The 19,881-nt window shown below is 68.2% G+C and carries 16 protein-coding genes; 2 read left to right on the top strand and 14 right to left on the bottom strand.

Annotated elements, in window-relative coordinates; all coding sequences use genetic code 11:
• Positions 1 to 27 precede the first annotated feature (27 nt).
• Entirely contained in the window at positions 28 to 975 is a 948-nt protein-coding gene (locus tag ACX40P_RS12945) for an L-lactate dehydrogenase (protein ID WP_459126769.1), read from the bottom strand.
• Entirely contained in the window at positions 972 to 1,136 is a 165-nt protein-coding gene (locus ACX40P_RS12940; RefSeq protein ID WP_459126768.1) for a hypothetical protein, read from the bottom strand. The genes ACX40P_RS12945 and ACX40P_RS12940 overlap by 4 nt, the downstream gene beginning before the upstream one ends.
• 196 nt (positions 1,137 to 1,332) lie before the next feature.
• Between ACX40P_RS12940 and ACX40P_RS12935 the strand changes: the two genes are divergently transcribed.
• The gene (locus tag ACX40P_RS12935) at positions 1,333 to 2,823 is read left to right on the top strand and encodes a carboxylesterase/lipase family protein (protein WP_459126767.1); all 1,491 of its coding nucleotides are present in this window, start codon (positions 1,333 to 1,335) and stop codon (positions 2,821 to 2,823) included.
• Here the strand turns inward: ACX40P_RS12935 and ACX40P_RS12930 are convergent.
• The gene (locus ACX40P_RS12930; protein ID WP_459126766.1) at positions 2,784 to 3,359 is read right to left on the bottom strand and encodes a TspO/MBR family protein; all 576 of its coding nucleotides are present in this window, start codon (positions 3,357 to 3,359) and stop codon (positions 2,784 to 2,786) included. The two genes, ACX40P_RS12935 and ACX40P_RS12930, sit on opposite strands and share 40 nt — an antisense overlap.
• Positions 3,360 to 3,505: 146 nt before the next feature.
• On the opposite strand from ACX40P_RS12930, the gene ACX40P_RS12925 reads away from it, so the two are divergent.
• On the top strand, positions 3,506 to 5,578 hold the full coding sequence (locus ACX40P_RS12925; RefSeq protein WP_459126765.1) for a catalase: 2,073 nt from the start codon (positions 3,506 to 3,508) through the stop codon (positions 5,576 to 5,578).
• Between the two features lie 40 nt (positions 5,579 to 5,618).
• On the opposite strand, the gene ACX40P_RS12920 is transcribed toward ACX40P_RS12925, so the two are convergent.
• The 11 genes from ACX40P_RS12920 to ACX40P_RS12870 form a co-directional block, all read right to left on the bottom strand.
• Entirely contained in the window at positions 5,619 to 8,807 is a 3,189-nt protein-coding gene (locus ACX40P_RS12920) for a PAS domain-containing hybrid sensor histidine kinase/response regulator (protein WP_459126764.1), read from the bottom strand.
• 88 nt (positions 8,808 to 8,895) lie between these two features.
• The gene (locus ACX40P_RS12915; RefSeq protein WP_459126763.1) at positions 8,896 to 9,738 is read right to left on the bottom strand and encodes an alpha/beta hydrolase; all 843 of its coding nucleotides are present in this window, start codon (positions 9,736 to 9,738) and stop codon (positions 8,896 to 8,898) included.
• A 49-nt stretch (positions 9,739 to 9,787) separates the two neighbouring features.
• A complete protein-coding gene (locus ACX40P_RS12910) occupies positions 9,788 to 10,510 on the bottom strand; it encodes a FadR/GntR family transcriptional regulator (protein WP_459126762.1) in 723 nt (240 codons plus the stop codon).
• Positions 10,507 to 11,244, bottom strand: a complete 738-nt coding sequence (locus tag ACX40P_RS12905; protein WP_459126761.1) for a helix-turn-helix transcriptional regulator — start codon at positions 11,242 to 11,244, stop codon at positions 10,507 to 10,509. Before ACX40P_RS12905 ends, ACX40P_RS12910 begins: the two co-directional genes overlap by 4 nt.
• Positions 11,245 to 11,298: 54 nt before the next feature.
• Entirely contained in the window at positions 11,299 to 12,609 is a 1,311-nt protein-coding gene (locus tag ACX40P_RS12900) for an MFS transporter (protein WP_459126760.1), read from the bottom strand.
• Between the two features lie 15 nt (positions 12,610 to 12,624).
• Positions 12,625 to 14,025 carry an FAD-binding oxidoreductase gene (locus ACX40P_RS12895; RefSeq protein ID WP_459126759.1) on the bottom strand — a complete coding sequence of 467 codons (1,401 nt, stop codon included), beginning with the start codon at positions 14,023 to 14,025 and terminating at the stop codon, positions 12,625 to 12,627.
• A gap of 24 nt (positions 14,026 to 14,049) precedes the next feature.
• Complete coding sequence (locus ACX40P_RS12890; RefSeq protein ID WP_459126758.1) at positions 14,050 to 16,356, bottom strand: TonB-dependent receptor; 2,307 nt, start codon at positions 16,354 to 16,356, stop codon at positions 14,050 to 14,052.
• A 153-nt stretch (positions 16,357 to 16,509) separates the two neighbouring features.
• Positions 16,510 to 17,583 (bottom strand): 5-(carboxyamino)imidazole ribonucleotide synthase, encoded by a 1,074-nt coding sequence (locus ACX40P_RS12885; protein WP_459126757.1) that lies wholly within the window; start codon positions 17,581 to 17,583, stop codon positions 16,510 to 16,512.
• Positions 17,584 to 17,705: 122 nt separating this feature from the next.
• Positions 17,706 to 18,182 (bottom strand): 5-(carboxyamino)imidazole ribonucleotide mutase, encoded by a 477-nt coding sequence (gene purE, locus ACX40P_RS12880; RefSeq protein WP_459126756.1) that lies wholly within the window; start codon positions 18,180 to 18,182, stop codon positions 17,706 to 17,708.
• 41 nt (positions 18,183 to 18,223) lie between these two features.
• The gene (locus tag ACX40P_RS12875) at positions 18,224 to 19,453 is read right to left on the bottom strand and encodes a M20 metallopeptidase family protein (RefSeq protein ID WP_459126755.1); all 1,230 of its coding nucleotides are present in this window, start codon (positions 19,451 to 19,453) and stop codon (positions 18,224 to 18,226) included.
• Positions 19,450 to 19,845, bottom strand: coding sequence for an endonuclease domain-containing protein (locus ACX40P_RS12870; RefSeq protein WP_459126754.1), 396 nt, complete (start codon positions 19,843 to 19,845; stop codon positions 19,450 to 19,452). The genes ACX40P_RS12875 and ACX40P_RS12870 overlap by 4 nt, the downstream gene beginning before the upstream one ends.
• Positions 19,846 to 19,881: the final 36 nt, after the last annotated feature.

Here is a 19,881-nt window from a genome sequence, read left to right as displayed (position 1 = left end):
CCACGGACCATGTGCGGCAGACGCGGCTCAGGCCGGCCGGTCCATTCCTTCCAGCGCTTCGGTGAGCGTGTCGGCGGACATCCGCAGCGCGGCATCCTCGCGGTAGTCGAGCACGGGAAACAGCACCCGCTCGATCCCCTCGGCGCCGATGACGCAGGGCAGGCTCAGGCACAGGTCGGTCGATCCGTAGTGCCGGCCGATCCAGGCGCTGACCGGCAGGACGGCGTGTTCGTTGCGGACCACCGCCTCGCAGATGCGGACGATGGCGGTCGCGATGCCGAAGGAGGTGAAGCCCTTTCCGCCGACGATGCGATAGGCGGCGTCGCGGACGTCGATCGCGACAGCGGACAGGGTCGTTTCGTCGGCGAACGCGTCGATGGGTTGTCCACCGATCCGCACGGTCGAGAAGGCGGCGACCTCGCTGTCGCCGTGCTCGCCCAGCACATAGCCGTCGATCGCCCTCGCGGCGATGTCGAGCGACCGGGACAGCGCCGCGCGCAGCCGGCTGGTGTCGAGCAGCGTGCCGGTGCCGATCACCCTGGCCTGCGGCAGGCCGGCGTGGCGGATCGCCACCAGCGTCATCAGATCGACGGGGTTGGAGGCGACGATCAGGATGCCGCCGAAGCCCGCGGTGGCGAGGCTCGTCACGCATTCCGCGACGATGACCGCACTGCGCGCGGCGAGCGACAGGCGGGTTTCGTTCCCGTGCGACGCCGCGCCGGCGGTAAGGACGGCGATCCCGGCGCTGGCCGCGTCGGCATAGCACCCCGCCCAGATCCGCGCCGGGCGGGCCAGGGCGTTTGCATCGGACAGGTCCGCGGCTTCGGCGCTGGCCAGATCGGCATCGCTGTCGATCAGCACGATCTCCTGAAACAGCGCGCGGAGCATCGTGGCATAGGCGGCGGTCGCGCCGACATGGCCGGCACCGATGAAGGCGATCCGGCGGCCGACCGAGGCGATGTCGGGGGTGGTCATGAGGCGACCGGTAGCATCGGACCCGCACGCTCCGGATCGGCGAGCGCCGCATGCAGGACCGCCAGCTTGCGATGCGCGATCCGCGCCACTGCACTGTCGGCGTCGGCCGCCATCCGGTTCTCGCACCGCGTGCGCGCGCCGTGATAGGAAAACGTGTCCATGAGCTGATCTCCGTCAAGCGGGAGCACGTATGTCTCTCAGCCCTCGCTGCGCTGGGGCAGGATGCGACGGTGACCCGCTATACGCCAGTCTTCGTACTTAACCTAACGCGCCGGGCAACAGAACCGGCCGATCGGCACATCCTGCGATGTGGCGGAGCGGGTGGGGCCGGTCTATCGTGCGGTGATGAGCCCTGACATGTCGAGCACCGCCGATGCCCTGACCCTGCAACTGCGCGGCGGCCTCGTCGCAGGCGAGCGGGCAGGTGGCGTCGTTCGCTATCGTGACATTCCCTACGCCGCCGCGCCGGTCGGCAATGCCCGGTTCGAGCCACCACGGCCGGCACCGGCGTGGGACGGTGTCCTCCACGCCGCCGCGCGGGGCGCCACTGCGCCGCAGCGGGTGCGGTCGGTACCGGGGCTGGATGCCGTGCCGCTGATCGGGACGGGTTGGATCGAAGGCGACGCGTATCTGACGCTCGACGTCCTGCGGCCCACGGGCGATGCGCAGGGCCTGCCGGTGATGGTGTTCATCCACGGCGGCGGGTTCGTCGTCGGCAGCAAGGATGCGGGCGTCCAGGACGGTTCGACCTTCGCGCGCGACGGGGTCGTCTATGTCGCGATCAACTATCGCCTGGGGATCGACGGTTTCCTGCCGATCCCGGGCGTGCCTACCAACCTCGGCCTGCGCGACATGATCGCCGGCCTGTCGTGGGTTCGCGACGAGATCGCGGCATTCGGGGGCGATCCCGGCAACGTCACGGTCTTCGGTGAATCGGCGGGGGCGATGGCGATCTGCGATCTCGTCACCTCGCCGCTCGCCAAGGGGCTGTTCCGGCGTGCGATCGTCCAGAGCGGGCATGGCGCGATGACGCGCGACATCGGCGTGGCGCAGCGGCTGGTGCGCAAGGTCGCCAAGCTGCTCGGCGTGAGCCCCGACCGCGCCGGGTTCGCCGCAGTGCCCACCGCAGCCGCGCTCGATGCGCTGGAGACGATCTCGCTGCCGACGACGCGCATCGATCTGCGCGATGGCGAGGGGCGCGACCCGGTGTTCGGAATCAGCCGCTTCGTGCCCGTCCACGGCGACGACGTTCTACCGGTGAAGGCGCTCGACGCACTGAGGACCGGAGCGGGTGCCGACGTCGACCTGCTGATCGGCAGCAATGCCGAGGAGATGAACCTGTATCTCGTCACCAGCGGCGTGCGCGACAGGATCGGAAAACTGCTGTCGATCTTCGTGCTGCATCGGTCGCATCCGCGGGCGTGGCGGACGCTGAAGGCTTACGGTCTGGGCACGCGCAAGCCTGGTCACGTCCTGACCGACGCCATGAGTGACCTCGTTTTTCGCTGGCCGGCACGGCGCTTCGCCGAGGAGCATCGCGGGCGGACCCATGTCTACGAGTTCGACTGGCGGTCGCCGCGCTACGACGGCGCTCTCGGCGCGGCGCACGGGATGGAGCTGGGCTTCGTCTTCGATTCGCTGGCGACCGTGACCGGGCCCGAGGGGCTGTGTGGAGAAGCGCCGCCCCAGGATCTGGCCGACCGGGTCCACCGCATCTGGGTCGATTTCGCGCGCGACGGATCGCTGCCGTGGGCGGAGTACGACCGCGAGACGCGGCAGGTGTACCGGCTGGCAGAGGGCGTCGCGGCCTATGAGGCGCCGATGCCCTGCGCGCCATTCCTGCCCTGAGTTTTATCGTCTGACGCGGCGTTGCGTCGCCAGACTTCGCTCGCCAGCACGGGCGCGAAGCCCAGCCAGGCGGCGAGCGGCACCACGCTGGCGGCCGCGCCGCGATCGACCTTCGCAGCGGTGACGACCAGCGCGCCGGTGCCGACCGCCATCGCGCCTGCCGCGAGCGCGCTCGAACCCGTCTCGCGGCGGCGGAAGAACAGTTCGGTCCACCCGCCGATCATCGCGCTGTTCGCCAGCCACAGGCCGATTGCTGCGCTCCGCCGCGGTGAGGCGGGAGCCCGCAGCAGCCGGTAGCCGCCGACCGCCGCCAGCGTCTCCAGCACCGGCCACGCCGCGCCGAACACCGCGTCAGGCGGGGTGAAGCCGGGCTTGTCGAGCCGGCGATACCAGCGACGGATGCCGGGATGCGTCCGATCGGGTGCATTGCGCCGCCCGACCAATGCGCTCAGCCCCAGCACGCCGACTGCGATCGTGCCGGCGGCCAGCGGCGACAGGGGTCGCGGAGGTGAATCGTCGGCCGTGCTGACGGTCATAAGTTGATCCTCGTTAAAGCTCTCGCGCTCCAACCCCCGGATCGCCCGCATGTTCACCGAAAGCGCCTTGTATTTCTCAGGCGCGCGGGGCCGATCCGCCCTGCCGCTCGTTCAGTCCGCACAGGATTCCAGCAGGGCATTTGACAATGAGCGACGTGAAGACCGAAATCGGCAGCGGTGGTGAAACGCATCAGCGCGCGGAGGGCGATACGCCCGTGCTGACCACCAACCACGGTGTGCCGATCAGCGACAACCAGAACAGCCTGAAATCCGGTGCGCGCGGCCCGACGCTGCTCGAGGATTTCGTGCTGCGCGAGAAGATCTTCCACTTCGATCACGAGCGTATTCCGGAGCGGATCGTCCACGCCCGCGGCAGCGGCGCGCACGGCGTGTTCGAGGCGACCGACGACATCAGCGACCTGTCGAAGGCCGCCGTGTTCCAGAAGGGCGAGAAGACCGAGGTCTTCGTGCGCTTTTCGACCGTCGCGGGCGGCGCGGGTTCGGTCGATACGCCGCGCGACGTGCGCGGGTTCGCGGTGAAATTCTACACGAAGGAGGGCAACTGGGATCTTGTCGGCAACAACATCCCGGTTTTCTTCATTCAGGACGCGATCAAGTTCCCCGATCTTGTCCATTCGGTGAAGATGGAGGCCGACCGCGCCTATCCGCAAGCCGGCAGCGCGCACGACACCTTCTGGGACTGGGCGTCGCTGATGCCGGAGACGACCCACATGCTGATGTGGGCGATGTCGGACCGCACCCTGCCGCGGTCGTTCCGCACGATGGAGGGTTTCGGCGTCCACACCTTCAAGCTGGTGAACGCCGAGGGCAAGGCCAGCTTCGTCAAGTTCCACTGGAAGCCGAAGCTCGGCCTGCAATCGACGATCTGGGACGAGGCGCTGAAGCTGCAGGCCGCTGACAACGACTATCAGCGCCGCGACCTGTGGGAAGCGATCGACACCGGTGCGTTCCCTGAGTGGGATCTCGGCATCCAGGTGTTCGACGAGGACTTCGCGCGCGCGCAGCCCTATGACGTGCTCGACTCGACGAAGCTGATCCCGGAGGACGACGTCCCCGTGCGGATCATCGGCACGCTGACGCTGAACCGCAACGTCGACAATTTCTTTGCGGAGACGGAGCAGGTCGCGTTCCTGCCGACCAACATCGTGCCCGGAATCGATTTCTCGAACGATCCGCTGCTGCAGGGGCGGCTGTTCAGCTATCTCGACACGCAGAATTCGCGGCTGGGGACGACCAATTTCCACCAGATCCCGATCAATGCGCCACGCTGCCCGTTCGGAAATTTCCAGCGCGACGGCAAGATGCAGACGCATGTGCCCAAGGGTCGCGCCAACTACGAGCCCAACAGCCTCGCCGCGCACGGCGAGGACGGTGGCCCACGTGAAAGTGTCGAGCGCGGCTTTGCGACGGTGAACGCCGCGACTGGTCCGGACGAGAGCGGCGACAAGCTGCGCGTGCGTGCCGAGTTGTTCGCCGACCACTACAGCCAGGCGCGGCTGTTCTACCGTTCGCAGACCGAGAACGAGCAGTCGCACATCGCCTCGTCGTTCGTGTTCGAGCTGTCAAAGGTCGGCTTGCTGGATCAGGTGCCGCCGCGGATGCTGGCCAATCTGCGCAACGTCGACGAGGACCTGGCGCAGCGGGTCGCCGATGGTCTTGGGCTGGACCTGCCCGAGAAGGCGGCGGCGGCGCGTGAGCCGGTGGAGATGACGCCGTCCGATGCGTTGTCGATTCACAAGAACATGAAGGACACACTGAAGGGCCGCGCGGTCGGTATCCTGATCGCGGACGGCACCGACGCGGGCGCGCTCGATACGGTGATCGCCGCGGTCGAGGCGGCGGAGGCGAAGGCGGTCTTGATCGCGCCCAAGGTCGGCGGCGCGAAGCTGTCGGACGGCAGCGTGCGCAAGGCGGACGGACAGCTGGCGGGCACGCCGTCGCAGCTGTTCGACGCGGTCGCGATCATCCTGTCGAAGGAGGGCTGCGCGTCGCTGCTGAAGGAAGGCGCCGCGGTGCAGTTCGCGATGGACGCCTTCGGCCACCTCAAGGCGATCGGTGCCAGCGATGAGGCCAAGCCGCTGCTCGACAAGGCCGGCGTCGAGGCGGACGAGGGCGTCACCGGTCTGGGCGACGCGTTCGTCGCGGCAGCCAAGCGTCGCTTCTACGCCCGCGAACCCGGCGTCCGCACGCTGGCGTGATCCGGCACGCCCCTCCCCTGCGGGGGAGGGGCGACCGCGACTATGCGCCCTCCACCATGTCGCGGATGCGCGTCGCCAGTGCCTCGACCGCGAACGGCTTCGTTATCATCTGCATTCCGGGGTCGAGAAATCCGTTCGCCATCGTGGCGTTCTCGGCATAGCCCGTCATGAACAACACGCCGAGGTCTGGTCGCGACACCCGGGCGGCATCGGCCAGCTGCCGACCGTTCAGTCCCGGCAGGCCGATGTCGGTGACGAGCAGGTCGATCCGCGCATCGCTTTGCAGAATCTTCAGTCCCGAGGGGCCGTCCGGGGCCTCCAGCGCGCGATAGCCCAGCTCCTGCAACACATCGATGACCAGATCGCGGACCGCGGTCTCGTCCTCGACGACCAGCACGATCTCGCCGTTCTCGGCGCGGTGATCTTCGGTCGGCGCGAGTATTGCCTCGTCCGCATCCTCGCCCTCGCCGTAATAGCGCGGCAGGTAGAGCTTCATCGTCGTGCCCTTGCCAACCTCCGAATAGATCTTGGCATAGCCCTCCGACTGGCGCGCGAAGCCGTAGATCATGCTGAGGCCCAGGCCCGTGCCCTGTCCGATCGGCTTGGTCGTGAAGAACGGTTCGAACGCCTTCGCGATCACGTCCGAGGTCATGCCGACGCCCGAATCGGTGACGCAGATGCAGACATATTGCCCCGCCCGGACCTCCCGGCTCTGCGCGGCATAGGCGGTGTCGAGATGCGCGTTGCAGGTCTCGATCGTCAGCGCGCCGCCCTCAGGCATCGCATCACGCGCATTGATCGCAAGGTTCAGGATCGCGCTTTCGAGCTGATGCGGATCGCACAGCGTCTGCCACAGCCCGCCCGCCGTCACGATTTCCAGCCGGACCCGCTCGCCGATCGTACGGCGCAGCAGTTCCTCCATGCCCGTGACCAGCCGGTTGGCGTTGACCGGCTTGGGATCGAGCGGCTGGCGGCGGGAGAAGGCCAGCAGGCGGTGGGTCAGTGCCGCGGCGCGATTGGCCGAGGTCATCGCGGCGGTGGCGTAGCGCTCGACCTTCTCGGTGTCGCCCTTCGCCATGCGCCGCTGCATCATGTCGAGCGAGCCGATCACGCCGGTCAGCAGGTTGTTGAAGTCGTGCGCGATGCCGCCGGTCAACTGGCCGACCGCCTCCATCTTCTGGCTCTGGCGCAGCGCCTCCTGCGCATGCTCCAGCTCGGCCTGGGCGCGCACCCGGTCGGACACGTCGTAGGCCGTCTGCGACACGCCCATGATAGCGCCGTCGCGATCGCGCAACACGCCGAAGCGGACTTCGTAGGTGCTCCGCCAGAACCGTTCGTCGCCGAATTCGGCGACGATGGTGTATTCCTCCCCCTTCATCGCGCGGCCGAAGCCGGCGCGCATCTCCGCCTGATGCTTCGGGACATGGGCGAGCAGGTCGATGAGATTGTCGCCGACGCCCGCGATGAAGCCGAACGCGCGCATGATGCCGTCCGCGTTCGTGCGGTTGATGGCGAGGATGCGATAATCGAGATCGACGACGAGGATTCCGGCGCTCGAATTCTCGACGACGTCGGAGAATATCTTTCGTTCGGCCAGCGCCGCGGCGACCCGCTGCTCCAGCGTGTCGTTCAACTCGCGCAGCCGTTCCTCGGCGCGCTTGCGCTCGGTGATATCGACCGACGATCCCACCAGCCCGACCACCGCGCCGTCAGCATCTATGAATGGGGACTTGGTGGACAGCCACGTCGCCCGCGTGCCGTCGGGGAAGTCGACATCCTCCTCCAGCACCTCGGCGCGGTTCTCGGTCATGATCCGGCGGTCGTTCGCCATCACGCCGTCTGCCTGCACCGGGTCGTCGAGGAATTCGCGGTCGGTCCGCCCGACGATCTGCGACACCGGCTTGCCGACCAGTTCCGCGGTACCACGGTTCGCCGCCAGCATCCGGCCGTCCAGATCCTTGGCATAGACGACGCCCGGCACCGCCTCCATCACCGCGGCCAGCAGCTCGCTTGAGCGGCGGACGGCGTCTTCGGCCTCGCGGCGGTCGTCGATATCGATGACCGAGCCGACATGACCGAGGAACCGGCCGTCCTCGCCGAAGCGCGGTGCGGCGGCGTCGATCGCCCAGCGATAGGTGCCGTCGGCACGCCGCAGCCGATATTCGACGCGGAACGGCGCCTGATCCGCGACGGCGGCCAGGAAGGCCTGCTCGACCGTCGTCTGATCGTCGGGATGCGTCGCCTTCGTCCAGCCCAGCCCCAGCGCGTCTTGCTCGGTCTGACCGGTGAATTCGTACCAGCGCCGGTTGAGGTAACTGCAATAGCCGTCCGGCTCGGTCACCCACATGATGAGCGGCGCGTGGTCCGCCAGATTGCGGAACCGCGCCTCGCTTTCGCTCAGGGCATTCTGGCTCAGCGCGCGCTCGGTCATGTCGCGCGATACCGACAGGAGCATGCGTGGCGCGCCGTCCGCCCCCAGCACCGGCGACACCTGCACGTCCCACCATTTGGGCGTGCCTTTGGCGGTCGGGCAAAAACCGTAGAACCGCCCCGTCCGCCCGTGCCGCGCATCGTCCAGCGCGGTGCGGATCAATCCGTGCATCTCCTCCGGCCAAAGTGTCGCCCATTCCCGCCCGGTCACGGTCGCGAAATCGTCGATCTCCATGATGCACTGGCCGGGCAGGTTCATCGCTTGCAGCCGACCGTCGAGGTCGAGCATCTTCACGCAATCGGCGCTGCTTTCGAACAGCGTGTGCGCCAGCGCCTCGCTCTCGTGCCGCTGCCGTTCGGCCTCGTGCTGCGCGGTGCGGTCGCGGACTATCTTCAGATAGCCCAGATGCGCGCCGGTCGCGTCGTCCTCGAACCGCATCATCAGGCCCGACGCCCAGAAGCGGGTGTCATCTTTGCGCCGGTGCCACCGTTCGTCCTCGGCGCGACCCCGTTCGGCCGCCGTGCGCATCTCGCGCGCGCAGACGTCGCGGTCCTGATCCTCCTGCGTGAAGATCATGCACGCGTCCTGCCCGAGCGCCTCCGCCTCGGCCCAGCCGAACAGCTTCTGCGCGCCGGGATTCCAACTCGTCACCAGCCCGTCGAGGTCGGTCGTCAGGATCGCGAAGTCGGTCGCGCTGTCGACGATGGAGCGATAATGCGCATCACCCAGCCGCGATGCAGCCGGGCCGGGGGCGGCGCCGGTTCGATCGCCTGTCGGCGGCAGGTCGGGATCGGGCATGAAGTTCAGCTTCTAGAAAACCAGTGTCTGGACGCGCGTCATAGCCGGTTTCCGCCCCATGCGACATGCGTATGACGACAAACGGGATTTACGTCGCGTCAGTCAGAAATCCCGCCTGCCGCAGCCACCCTGCACATAGCGCCGGCCACTGCGCGACCGGCAGGTCGACCGTGTCGAGCGCGAAACCGTGGGGCGCGTCGGCGAACACGTGCAGCTCGACCGCACCGCCCTTGGCCTGCAGCGCCTCGGTCAGCCGCCAGGCGTTGGCGACGGGCACGACCGGATCGTTGCCGGCATAGACGACGAACGCGGGCGGTGGCGACGGCGCCAGTTGCGCATCGGGCTGCACCAGATCGTAGAAGCGCTGCTTGGCCGGGGGAGCGAGCGGCGGCTTGTCGGCGACGATCGTCCGCCCCGCGGCATTGGTGGAGATCGGCGCATAGCCGATCACCGCGACCTCGGGCCTGGGCGCTGGTTCCCGAGCAGGATCGTTCGTGAGCAAGGCGGCGGCGAGATGCCCGCCCGACGACAGGCCGACCACGCCCGTCGCGTCGTGTCCGCGACCCGCGATGATCCGCATCGCCTGCCGCGCGTCGTCCAGCGCGACCAGCGCATCGTCCTCGACCGTAGGAAAGCGATGGACCAGCACATAGGCGTGAAAGCCGAGCCCGTTCAGCCACCGCGCGACCGCCACCCCCTCGCGCCCGACCATCAGCTGCGTGTAGCCCCCGCCGCCCAGCACGAGCATCGCCTGGCCGTTCGGCTGTTCGGGTGTGAAGCCGAACAGCCACGGCCGGCGCACCGCCGTGACCACGGCGGTTTCCAGCGTGCCGTCCGGCCGATCGAGATCGAACGCGCCGTCCCGCGGACCGTCGTTCCACAAGGGGCAGGCATCGGTGGCGGAGAGCATGGCGTCGGGGGCTGGAGTCATGCCGCGGTCATCGCATCCGCCGCCGGGCCCGGCAATGCCGAGCAGTCGGTCAGATTCTCGAAGGTCGATCGGCGGCATCGAACATGTCCGCGATGCTGGCGTCGAAATGTCGGTCCATCATCGTCTGCGCGGCATCGGCGTCGCGGTCGGCGATAGTACGGGCGATCTCGTCGTGCAGCATCAGGATCGCGTCGCGCTGTTCGTCGGTGCGGCGCGTGTCCCAGGCGGCGGGGACGGCGGTGCGCATCAGCGGTTCGAACGACCGGATGATCTGCGTGAACAGCGCGTTGCCGCTGGCGCGCGCGATCGCCTGGTGGAAGGCGATGTCGTGGCGGATCAGCGTGGTCAGGTCGTGCGCGGACCTACGCATCTCGTGAACATGGCCGGCAAGCGCGCGGGCGTCGTCGTCGCTGCGGTTGACGGCGGCGAGCGCGGCGGTGCGCAGTTCGAGCGTGCGGCGCACGTCCCACACCTCGCCGGTCGAGATCTGCGCGGTCGTGACGGCGTGGTCGATCGACGTCGCCATCACCGATCCGTCGATCGCGCCGACCCGCGCCTTGCGCCCGTTGCCGACGTCGATCAGCCGCAGCGCCGCAAGCGCCCCGAACGCCTCACGCATCACCGCGCGGCTGACCCCCAGCTGGCTGGCGAAGGCGCCTTCGCCAGGTAGCGTGTCGCCGACCTTCAGGTCGCTGCGTCGGATATGGTCGCGCACCGCACGGATCGCCTGATCGACCAGCGACCCGCCATCGATGGCCGTCACCGCGTTCATGCCGCCGCCCGCAGCCGGGTGGGGGCGACGCCGAAGCGGCGCGAGAAGGCGCGGGTGAAGCTGGCGTTGTTGAGATAGCCGCAGGCATAGCCGACCGACGCGACCGGCAGGTTGGTCGACAACAGCATGACGCGCGCGCCGCCCAATCGCCGATCGGCGATCGCGTCGGCGATGCTGCGGTCGAACATCGCGCGGAAGCCGCGGGTCAGCTTGCCGCGGTTGATGCCGCAGGCGCGCGCGATCGCTTCCAGCGTCAGTTTCTCGTGCCAGCGTTCGTCGATCATCCGCTGCGCCGCGACGATCCGGCTGGCGTCGCTCGCCGACAGCGCGCGCGTGCCGCCGACCGGCACCAGCGCCCCTTCGTCAAGGCCGGCGAAGGTCGCGCAGAACAGTTCGATGCTCTTGGCGAGGCGCAGCGTTTCGCAGGCCGCGGCCGGCATCGCGCAGTCGCGGATCGCCAATGCGATCGACCGCACCGCGCTCGGCAGGTGCCAGGTTCCCGCGACATCCAGCGACAGGTCGAAGATCCGGCGACACGCCGACGCCGCGACGACCAGCACGACATCGGCGTCGGCCAACGCGTCGCAACTGGACGGGGCGGGATCGATCGCGACCGTGCCGGCGGCCAGATCATAGGCCATCGCATAGGCATTGAGAGGCCAGTCGAACGGCGACACTGCATCCATGCCGACGAAGGCGACCATCTCCGGTGAAACCTCGATTCTCGTCTTCATGCGACCCTCCGTTCCGACCGGTGTAACCTATCGGATAGCTATCGCCAATAGCTTTCAGATAGGTTGCGCGGTCGCTGAGGTCGGCGCGTGCCGCGCGGCGACTGCGAAGGCGACGACCGACGCGATGCTGACGCCGATACCAACGATCGACAGCGCCTCCCCGATCTTGGCTTCTCCACCCAGCACATCGCTGAGCGCGGCGACCAGGGTCGGCGCGATGCCGAAGCCGATGATGCCGGCAAAAGCGATGAAGGCACCGATACACAGCCCGCGCAATTCGTTGGGGATCAGCACGGTCAGCGACACGGAGGTGATGAGGCCGGTCACCGTCCCGCACAGCATCAGCAGGCCGAAGGCGATGGCGAAGCCGGTGACGTCGGGCATCACCGGAAAGGCCGCCGCCGGCACGCCGAGCGCCGCCGCCAGGATCGCACCGTACAGCAATCCGCCCCGTCGCCCGCTCTTCTGACCCAGATCGGCCGCCAATCCACCGAGGACGGCGCCGCCGATTCCGGCGCCCAGCAGCACCGCGCCCATCCAGCCCGAGAATTGCTCGGGTTTCAGGCCATAGCTGCGCGACAGCACAGGGGCCGCCCAGATGTTCGCGGCGGCATCGGCCATCACCACGCTGACCTGACCGATGAACAGCGGGATCAGGAACACGCGGCGTTGCCACAGTTCGGCGACGATCTGGCGCGCCGGGGCGTGGGTGCTCGATACGACCTCGCGCCGCTGCGGCTCGCGCAGCAGGCCGACCGGCATGACCAGCAGCAGCGCGATCACCGCCAGGACGACGTGGGTCGCGCGCCACGCGCTGAGCGTGCCGATCGGATCGATCGCGCCCTGCACGAACAGGCCGTAGAGCGCACCCGTCACCGCGAAGGCGGCGGCGGTGCCCAGCATCTTGCCCACGCTGACGATCAGCAGGGCGCGGCCGCGCTGTTCGGGCCGGCAGAAGTCCGCCGCGAGCGACAGCGCCGCGGTGAGCGCGCCGGTGGCGCCGATTCCCGCCAGCATGCGCGCGACGAACAGGATCGGCCCCGACCCGGCAAACCCGGTCAGCAGCGTGCCCGCCGTCCACAGCCCGGCGAGGATCAGCATCAGCCGGACGCGGTTGGTGCGATCGACCAGGATGCCGATCGGAATCGAGAACAGCGCCAGCGGAATCGCCGCCGACAGCCCCTGGATCAGGCTGAGGTTGTAGTCGGTCAGCGACAGTTCGGCCTTCGCGGCCTCCTGCACCGTGCCGAACGACGTCATCGTGGTGAAGCCGACCGCCATCGTCAGCGCCAGCGCGAACAACGCGACCAGCGGGCGGGTGGCGGCGGGGCCGACGGACTGGCCGGGGGCAGGGATGGTGGCCATGTCGGCGCTCCAGCGTCAGAGGGTGAAGATCTTGCCCGGATTGAACAGGTCGCGGGGGTCGAGCGCGCGCTTCAACGTGCGCATGATGTCCACAGCCTCGCCCAGCTCCTCGACCAGCCAGTCCTGCTTGCCGAGGCCGATGCCGTGTTCGCCGGTGCAGGTGCCGTCCATCGCCAGCGCGCGGCGGACCAGCCGCGCGTTGATCGCGTCGACCTCCAGCAGTTCCTCGGGCCGGTTCGGGTCGATCGAGAAGATCACGTGGAAATTGCCGTCGCCGACATGGCCCAGGATCGTCGCGGGCAGGCTGGCCTTGTCCAGGTCCGCGCGCGTTTCGAGGATGCAGTCGGGCAGGCGGCTGATCGGCACGCAGACATCGGTGCTCCAGCCGATCGCGCCGGGCCGCAGGTTGACCGCGGCATAATAGGCCTCGTGCCGCGCCTTCCACAATTTCGCGCGTTCCTCGGGCAGGTTCGACCAGGCGAATTCGCCGCCGCCGTTGGTGCCCGCCAGCATCGATACGGTCTCGATCTGTTCGGCGACGCCGGCGGGCGATCCGTGGAATTCGAAGAACAGCGTGGTCACCTCGGGCAGGGCGAGCTTCGACCAGGCGTTGACCGCGCGGATCTGCATCGCGTCGAGGAATTCTACGCGCGCCAGCGGTACGCCGAGCTGGATCGACTGCACCACCGTATCGACCGCACCCTGGATGCTGTCGAAGCCGCAGACTGCCGAACTGATCGTCTCCGGGATCGGATGCAGGCGCAGCGTCACCTCGGTGATGATGCCCAGCGTCCCTTCGCTGCCGACGTACAGCCGAGTAAGGTCATAGCCCGCCGCCGACTTGCGCGCACGCCGCGCGGTGCGGATCACGCGGCCGTCGGGGGTGACGACGGTCAGGTTCAGCACCGCCTCGCGCATCGTGCCGTAGCGCACGGCGTTGGTGCCGCTCGCGCGCGTCGAGGCCATGCCGCCGATCGTCGCATTGGCGCCGGGATCGATCGGGAAGAACAGCCCTTGGTCGCGCAAATGCAGGTTCAGCTCCTCGCGCCGGCACCCCGCCTGCACCGTGCAGTCGAAGTCCTCGGCATTGACCGCGATCACCGCGTCCATCTGCGACAGGTTGACGCTGACGCCGCCGCGGATCGGCAGAGCATTGCCCTCGATCGAAGTGCCCGCACCGAACGGCACGATCGGCACGTTCGCCGCGACGCAGAGGTTGACCAGATCGACGACATCCTCGGTCGACCGGGCGAACACCACCGCATCGGGCAGGGTGGTGGCGAAGTGCGACTCGCTGGTGCCGTGCTGAGCGCGAATGCCTTCGCTCAGGTGAAGGTTGAAGGCGAACCGATCCGACAGGCGCTCGACGAACGCGGGATCGAGCGGCTCGCGCTTGGGGGTGCTGGAAAGGTCCATCGTCGTGCCTCCTGATCCGCGCCGTTAGAAGCGGATCGCCGCCTCGGCGCCCACAGTCCGGGGCTGGATGATGGCGCCCGAATAGAAGGCGCCCGCTGTCGCGCTCGGTGCCGTCGCCTGCGGCGATGCCACCACGATCTGCCGTTCGTCCGTCACGTTGCGGACGAATGCGTTCACCGACAGGTTGCCGGCGGTCAGGCCCGCTCGCAGGTCGAAGGTGGCGTAGTCGTCGAGACGCTTGGGAAAGCGATTGCTATAGTCGCTGGTCCGATCGCCGACGTAGCTCGCCGTCGCACCGATCGTCAGCGCGTTGTCGCCGCTGAGCGGCACCGCATAGTCGGCGACGAGCGAACCCGACCAGCGCGGCACATAGGGGAGCCGATCGCCGCTCAGTCCGCCGGCGGCGGGCGCGTTGCCCCGCAACGTGGCATCGGTGTACGCAGCGTTCAGCGTCATGCTCAGCGCCCGCACCGGATTATACCGCAGCGTCAGTTCCGCGCCCTGGCTGCGCGCGCTGGCGGGGCTGTTGACGATGAAGTTGAAACCGCCCGCACTGGTCTGGATCTGGATCTTGTCCCAGTCGGTGTAGAACAGCGCCGCATCGGCCGACAGCGAACGGTCCGCGGTCTGCCCCTTGAATCCCAGCTCATACTGGATCAGCCGGTCGGGCGCGAAGGTGTTGGGAATGTTCCCGGTAGGCGGCGCCGGGTTCGGGCCGCCGGGGCGATAGCCGGTCGCGACCCGACCATAGAGCGTGACATTGTCGCTCGGCCGGAACCGCGGCGATACCATCCAGGTGGTGACCGTGGCGCTTTCGCGGCCGTTGGCGATCAGCGCCGGCTGGCCCGCGCTGGCGAGGATCAGCAGCCCGCTGTAGTTCTGCGAATACCGCTGCTCGTCATGCGCGACGCGGATGCCGCCGAGGACGTCGAACGTCTCGGCCAGCTTGACCCGCGCGTTGCCGAAGCCCGACCATTCCTTGTAACTCGACAGGATCGATGCGTTGGCGAACGCAGGCAGCACATAGGCGTTGCCGGTGGTCTGCGAGTACGAGTCGATACCCAGCAGGTTCTTGTCATCCTCGTAGGTCCAGTAGCCGCCGACCTGAAGGTCGAGCACGCCGCCGATATCGGTCGCGCCGGCGCGCAACTCCTGCGACCAGCGATCGGTTGATTTCACGAAGCGCGAGAGCAGGCCGACGTCGGCGGGAATCGTGAAGCCGAGCGCCGGGCCCAGCAGCGAGCCGACCAGCCGATAGAGCGGCACGAAGTTGCGGCGTGAGTCCACGTTGTCGCGGTTCAGGATCTTCTGGAAGGTGGTCGACGACACGATGTCGAGGCCGCCCAAGGTCGCGCGCAGCGTCGCGTTATAGAGGCGCAGCTTGGTCAGGCCGTATTCGACCGCCGAACGATCCTGCTTCAGGTCGCCGTAAATCGGACGCAGCGTCGCCGCATCGACGTCGACGGCGTTGCTGCCCTGGGTCGAGGTATCCTGCAGCAGGGCCGACAGATCGAGCGAGACGTCCGGGCTGAACCGCATCGACAGCACCGCACGGCCGCCGCGCACCGTCGCTTCGTTGACGTCGTTGCGGCCGATCCGCGGGTTCACATTGTCGACGTAGCCGGGATCGTTGCGGTAGAAGCCTGATGCGCGGAACGTGAGCTGGTCGGTCGCCAGCGGAATGTTGATCATCGCGCGGCCGGCGTAACCGAGCTTCCCGCCTCCGCTGACGCCGGTCAGACCCGCCGATGCGCGGACCGTCAGGTCGTTGAGGTCCGGGTTGACGGTCGTGAATTTCAGCAGGCCGCCGACCGCGCCGGCGCCATACAACGTCCCCTGCGGCCCCTTGAGCACCTCGACCTGGGCGAGGTCGGACGGGTCGAGGTCAGGCGTGATGGCATTGCCGCCGGTGTAGGCATTGACCGAACCGACCGGCGCCTCATCGATATAGAAGGCGGTGGTCGAACCCGGCTGAGCCGCACCGGTAGTGATGCCGCGCACCACGACCTGGGTCACGCCCTGGCGTGCGCTGGTGAGGCTGAGGCCCGGCACCTGCGAGGCATAGTCGGTGAAGCGAACGGCACCCTGTTCCAGCAGATCGGCGCCGGAGACGACCGATACCGACGCGGGTACGTCCTGCAGCCGTTCGTTGCGCTTCGTCGCGGTGACGATGATCTCGCCGACATTTTCGTCCTGCGCATCGGCACCGGTCGTGGGCCTCGATCCGTCCTGCGGCACTGGCGCGACAGCGGATGCCGTCTGCGCCTGCGCAGCGAGCGGCAGGGCCAGCGCCAGTGCGGTCGAAGCGGCGAACAGGGTGCGAAGGCGCATGGCAGACATCCTCTCTGATTTCGGCGAGTCGTCGCTCACCTGTCAGAAAGGTTGTGCCAGACTTGTGACCTATCAGAAAGGTCTGGTGGTTGTGCCGATCGGGTCGTTCGCTGCGCCGATCGGGTCACGAGAATTTCGGGTGCGATCGGCGGCTCAGCGGACGACGCGGGTAACGTGCCCCATTTTCCGCCCGGCGCGGACCTCGTGCTTGCCATAGAGATGAAGGTGCGTCTCGGGCTCGTTTAGAAACGTGGCCCAGCCCGCGGCGTCGTCGCCGATCAGGTTCGTCATCTCGACCCCCGTGCCGGTCACGTCGGTCGATCCCAGCGGCAGGCCGCAAATGGCACGAATGTGGTTCTCGAACTGCGAGGTGACGGCGCCCTCGATCGTCCAGTGGCCGGAATTGTGCACGCGCGGCGCCATTTCGTTGAACACCGGTCCCTCGGCGCCGACGAAGAATTCCAGCGTCAGGATGCCGACATGGTCGAGCGTGGCAGCGACGCGGCCGGCGAGCGTGGCGGCCTCGGTCCACTGTGCGGCGACCTGTGGCGGGGCGGGGACGGTGGAGGTCGACAGGATGCCGTCGACATGGACGTTCAACGGCGGCGGATAGCTGGCGATGCTGCCGTCGATGCCGCGCGCGAGCACGATCGAGAATTCATGGTCGAAATCGACGAAGCCTTCGAGGATCGCCGGCGCCGCGCCGATCGCATCCCAGGCCGCGCGCGCATCGTCCGCGTCCGCCAGCCGCGCCTGACCGCGCCCGTCGTAGCCGAAGCGCGAGGTCTTCAGGATGGCGGGGCAGCCGATGTCGGCGATCGCGGCCTCTAATTCGGCGAAGCTCGTCACCTCGCGCCACGGCGCCGCGCGGCCGCCCAGCCCCTCGACGAAGCGCTTCTCGCTCACCCGGTCCTGCGCGGTCGCGAGGCTGATGGCCGACGGGCGCACCGGAGCAAGCGGCGCCAGCGCGGCGATCGGGGCGAAGGCGACGTTCTCGAATTCGTAAGTGACGACATCGACGCTGCGCGCGAACGCCGACAGCGCGGCGGCATCGTCGTAGCGCGCGCGCGTCATCAGCGGGGATACGTCGTTGGCCGGTCCCGTCTCCGGCGCATAGATGTGCGTGCGATAGCCGAGCTGCGCCGCCGCCATCGCCAGCATCCGCCCGAGCTGGCCCGATCCGAGGATGCCGATGGTCGATCCGGGGGGGAGGGGGGCGGTGGTCATCAACTACACTCCGTTCGTGCTGAGCTTGTCGAAGCACCGTTCTTCGTGCCTCAGGATCATCGCTCGCGGATCGAAGAACGGCCCTTCGACAGGCTCAGGGCGAACGGGAAAAGGCGGGCGAATTACTCCGGCGTCTCCGCCACCCCGTCGGTCTGCGCGGTCCGCCATGCGATCAGCCGCGCTTCCAGTCCGGGATCGGAACCGGCGAGGATCGCGGCGGCGAGCAGCCCCGCGTTGATCGCGCCCGCCTTGCCGATCGCCAGCGTGCCCACCGGAATGCCGCCGGGCATCTGCGCGATGGAGAGCAGGCTGTCCATGCCCTTCAGCGCTTTCGATTCGACCGGCACGCCCAGTACCGGCAGATGCGTCATCGCCGCAGCCATGCCGGGAAGGTGGGCCGCGCCGCCCGCGCCCGCGATCACGACCTTCAGCCCGCGCGCCGCCGCGCCGCCGGCATAGTCGTACAGCCGCTGTGGCGTGCGATGCGCGGACACGACCCGCGTCTCATGTGCGACGCCCAGTGTGTCGAGGATCTCGGCGGCATGGCGCATCGTCTCCCAATCGGAGGTGGAGCCCATGATGATGCCGACCTGTGCCATCCGCAGCGCCTAGCGGGAGGCGCGCGCGAAAATCAACCGAATCATGGCTGTTCCGGCAATCCACCGTCGAGCACCCGCGCGGCGAACGCGCAGTGGAGCGCGACGCCCTTCGCCATCACCGCTTCGTCGATCGTCATGCGCGTGTTGTGCAGCGGCGGGTTCGTATCCGGATCGGTGCCGTCCGCCGCGACGCCGATGAACGCCATCGCGCCTGGCACCTCGCGCAGGACATAGCTGAAATCCTCGCCGCCCATCATCGGCGCGGGCATGGTGCGCCAGCCGTCCGCCCCGCCCATGTCCTCGGCGATGTCGCGCACCAGCGCGATCGCGCGCGGGTCGTTCATCGTGACCGGATAGCCCTGGTCGATCCGCACTTCGCCCACGCAATCATGCGCCAGCGCGACATGCTCGACGACGCGCGTCAGCCCGGTCTGCGCCAGCACGCGCGTTTCCGGCGACAAGGTTCTTAGCGTGCCGAGCATCGTTACCGTATCGGGCACGATGTTGTAGGCCGATCCCGCCTCGATCTTCGTGATCGACAGGACCGCGGGGTCGGCGACCGGTATGCGCCGCGCGATGAAGGCGTTGAGCGCGGTCACGATTTCGCACGCGACGGGGATCGGATCGACATTCTCGTGCGGCATCGCCGCATGGCCGCCGCGCCCGCGCACGGTGATGTTGAGCGCATCGGTCGAGGCGAGCAGCGGCCCGTTGCGGCTGACGACTACCCCGGCGGGGATGTTGGGCGAGATATGCAGCGCGAACGCGGCATCGGGCCGGGCGATATCGAGCAGCCCGTCGCCGATCATGAAGCGCGCGCCGTGATAGCCCTCCTCGCCCGGCTGAAACATGAAGACGACCGTGCCCGGCAGCGTGTCGGCACGTGCGCACAGCGCCTTTGCCGCACCGACCAGCATCGCCGAATGGCTGTCGTGCCCGCATGCGTGCATCCGCCCCGGAATGGTGGAGGCGAAATCGAGGCCGGTCTCCTCGGTCAGCGGCAGCGCGTCCATGTCGCCGCGCAGCAGCACCGTGCGCTGGTTGTCCCCACGCCCACCCGCGCCACCGCGCAAGATGGCGATGAAGCCGGTCGTCGAGGTCGATTCGTGAATCTCGAGCGGCAGGCCCTCGAGCGCGGCGCGCAGTTTCGCCGTGGTCAGCGGGCAGTGCAGCCCGACCTCCGGCTCGCGGTGGATCGCGCGGCGCAGCACGACGACATCGGCAAGTTGCGCTTCGCCGGCGGCGGTCCAGTCGGTGGTGGGGGCGTTCATGGGGCGACACTCGCTGAATAGCCCTCTCCCGCCTGCGGGAAAGGGTTGGGTGAGGGGGTGTGAAGCGTCGCGACGATCGTCGCGAGCACGCCGTTGATGTTGTCGATCACGTCGGTGTTCCAGAAGCGCAGGACGCGGAAACCGCGCGCTTCCAGCCACGCGGTTCGCGCGGCATCGCGCTCGTCGCCGTGCTGACCGCCGTCGATCTCGACGACCAGGCGCTGCTCCACGCACAGGAAATCGGCGACGTAGGGACCGATCGTCGCCTGTCGCCGAAACTTGTGACCGGCCAGACGTCTATTACGGACAGCCAGCCAGATGCGGGCTTCGCATTCAGTTGCATCGCGACGAAGGCGGCGAGCATAAGGATTGGTGGCGCCGATCAGTGGCATGCCGACAGCGTACCGTAGAACAGGCCTTCACCCAAC

The organism is Sphingomonas sp. RS2018 (assembly GCF_054489605.1).
Note: the sequence above shows the minus strand (reverse complement) of the source record. Positions and strands in the feature narration are given on the sequence as shown.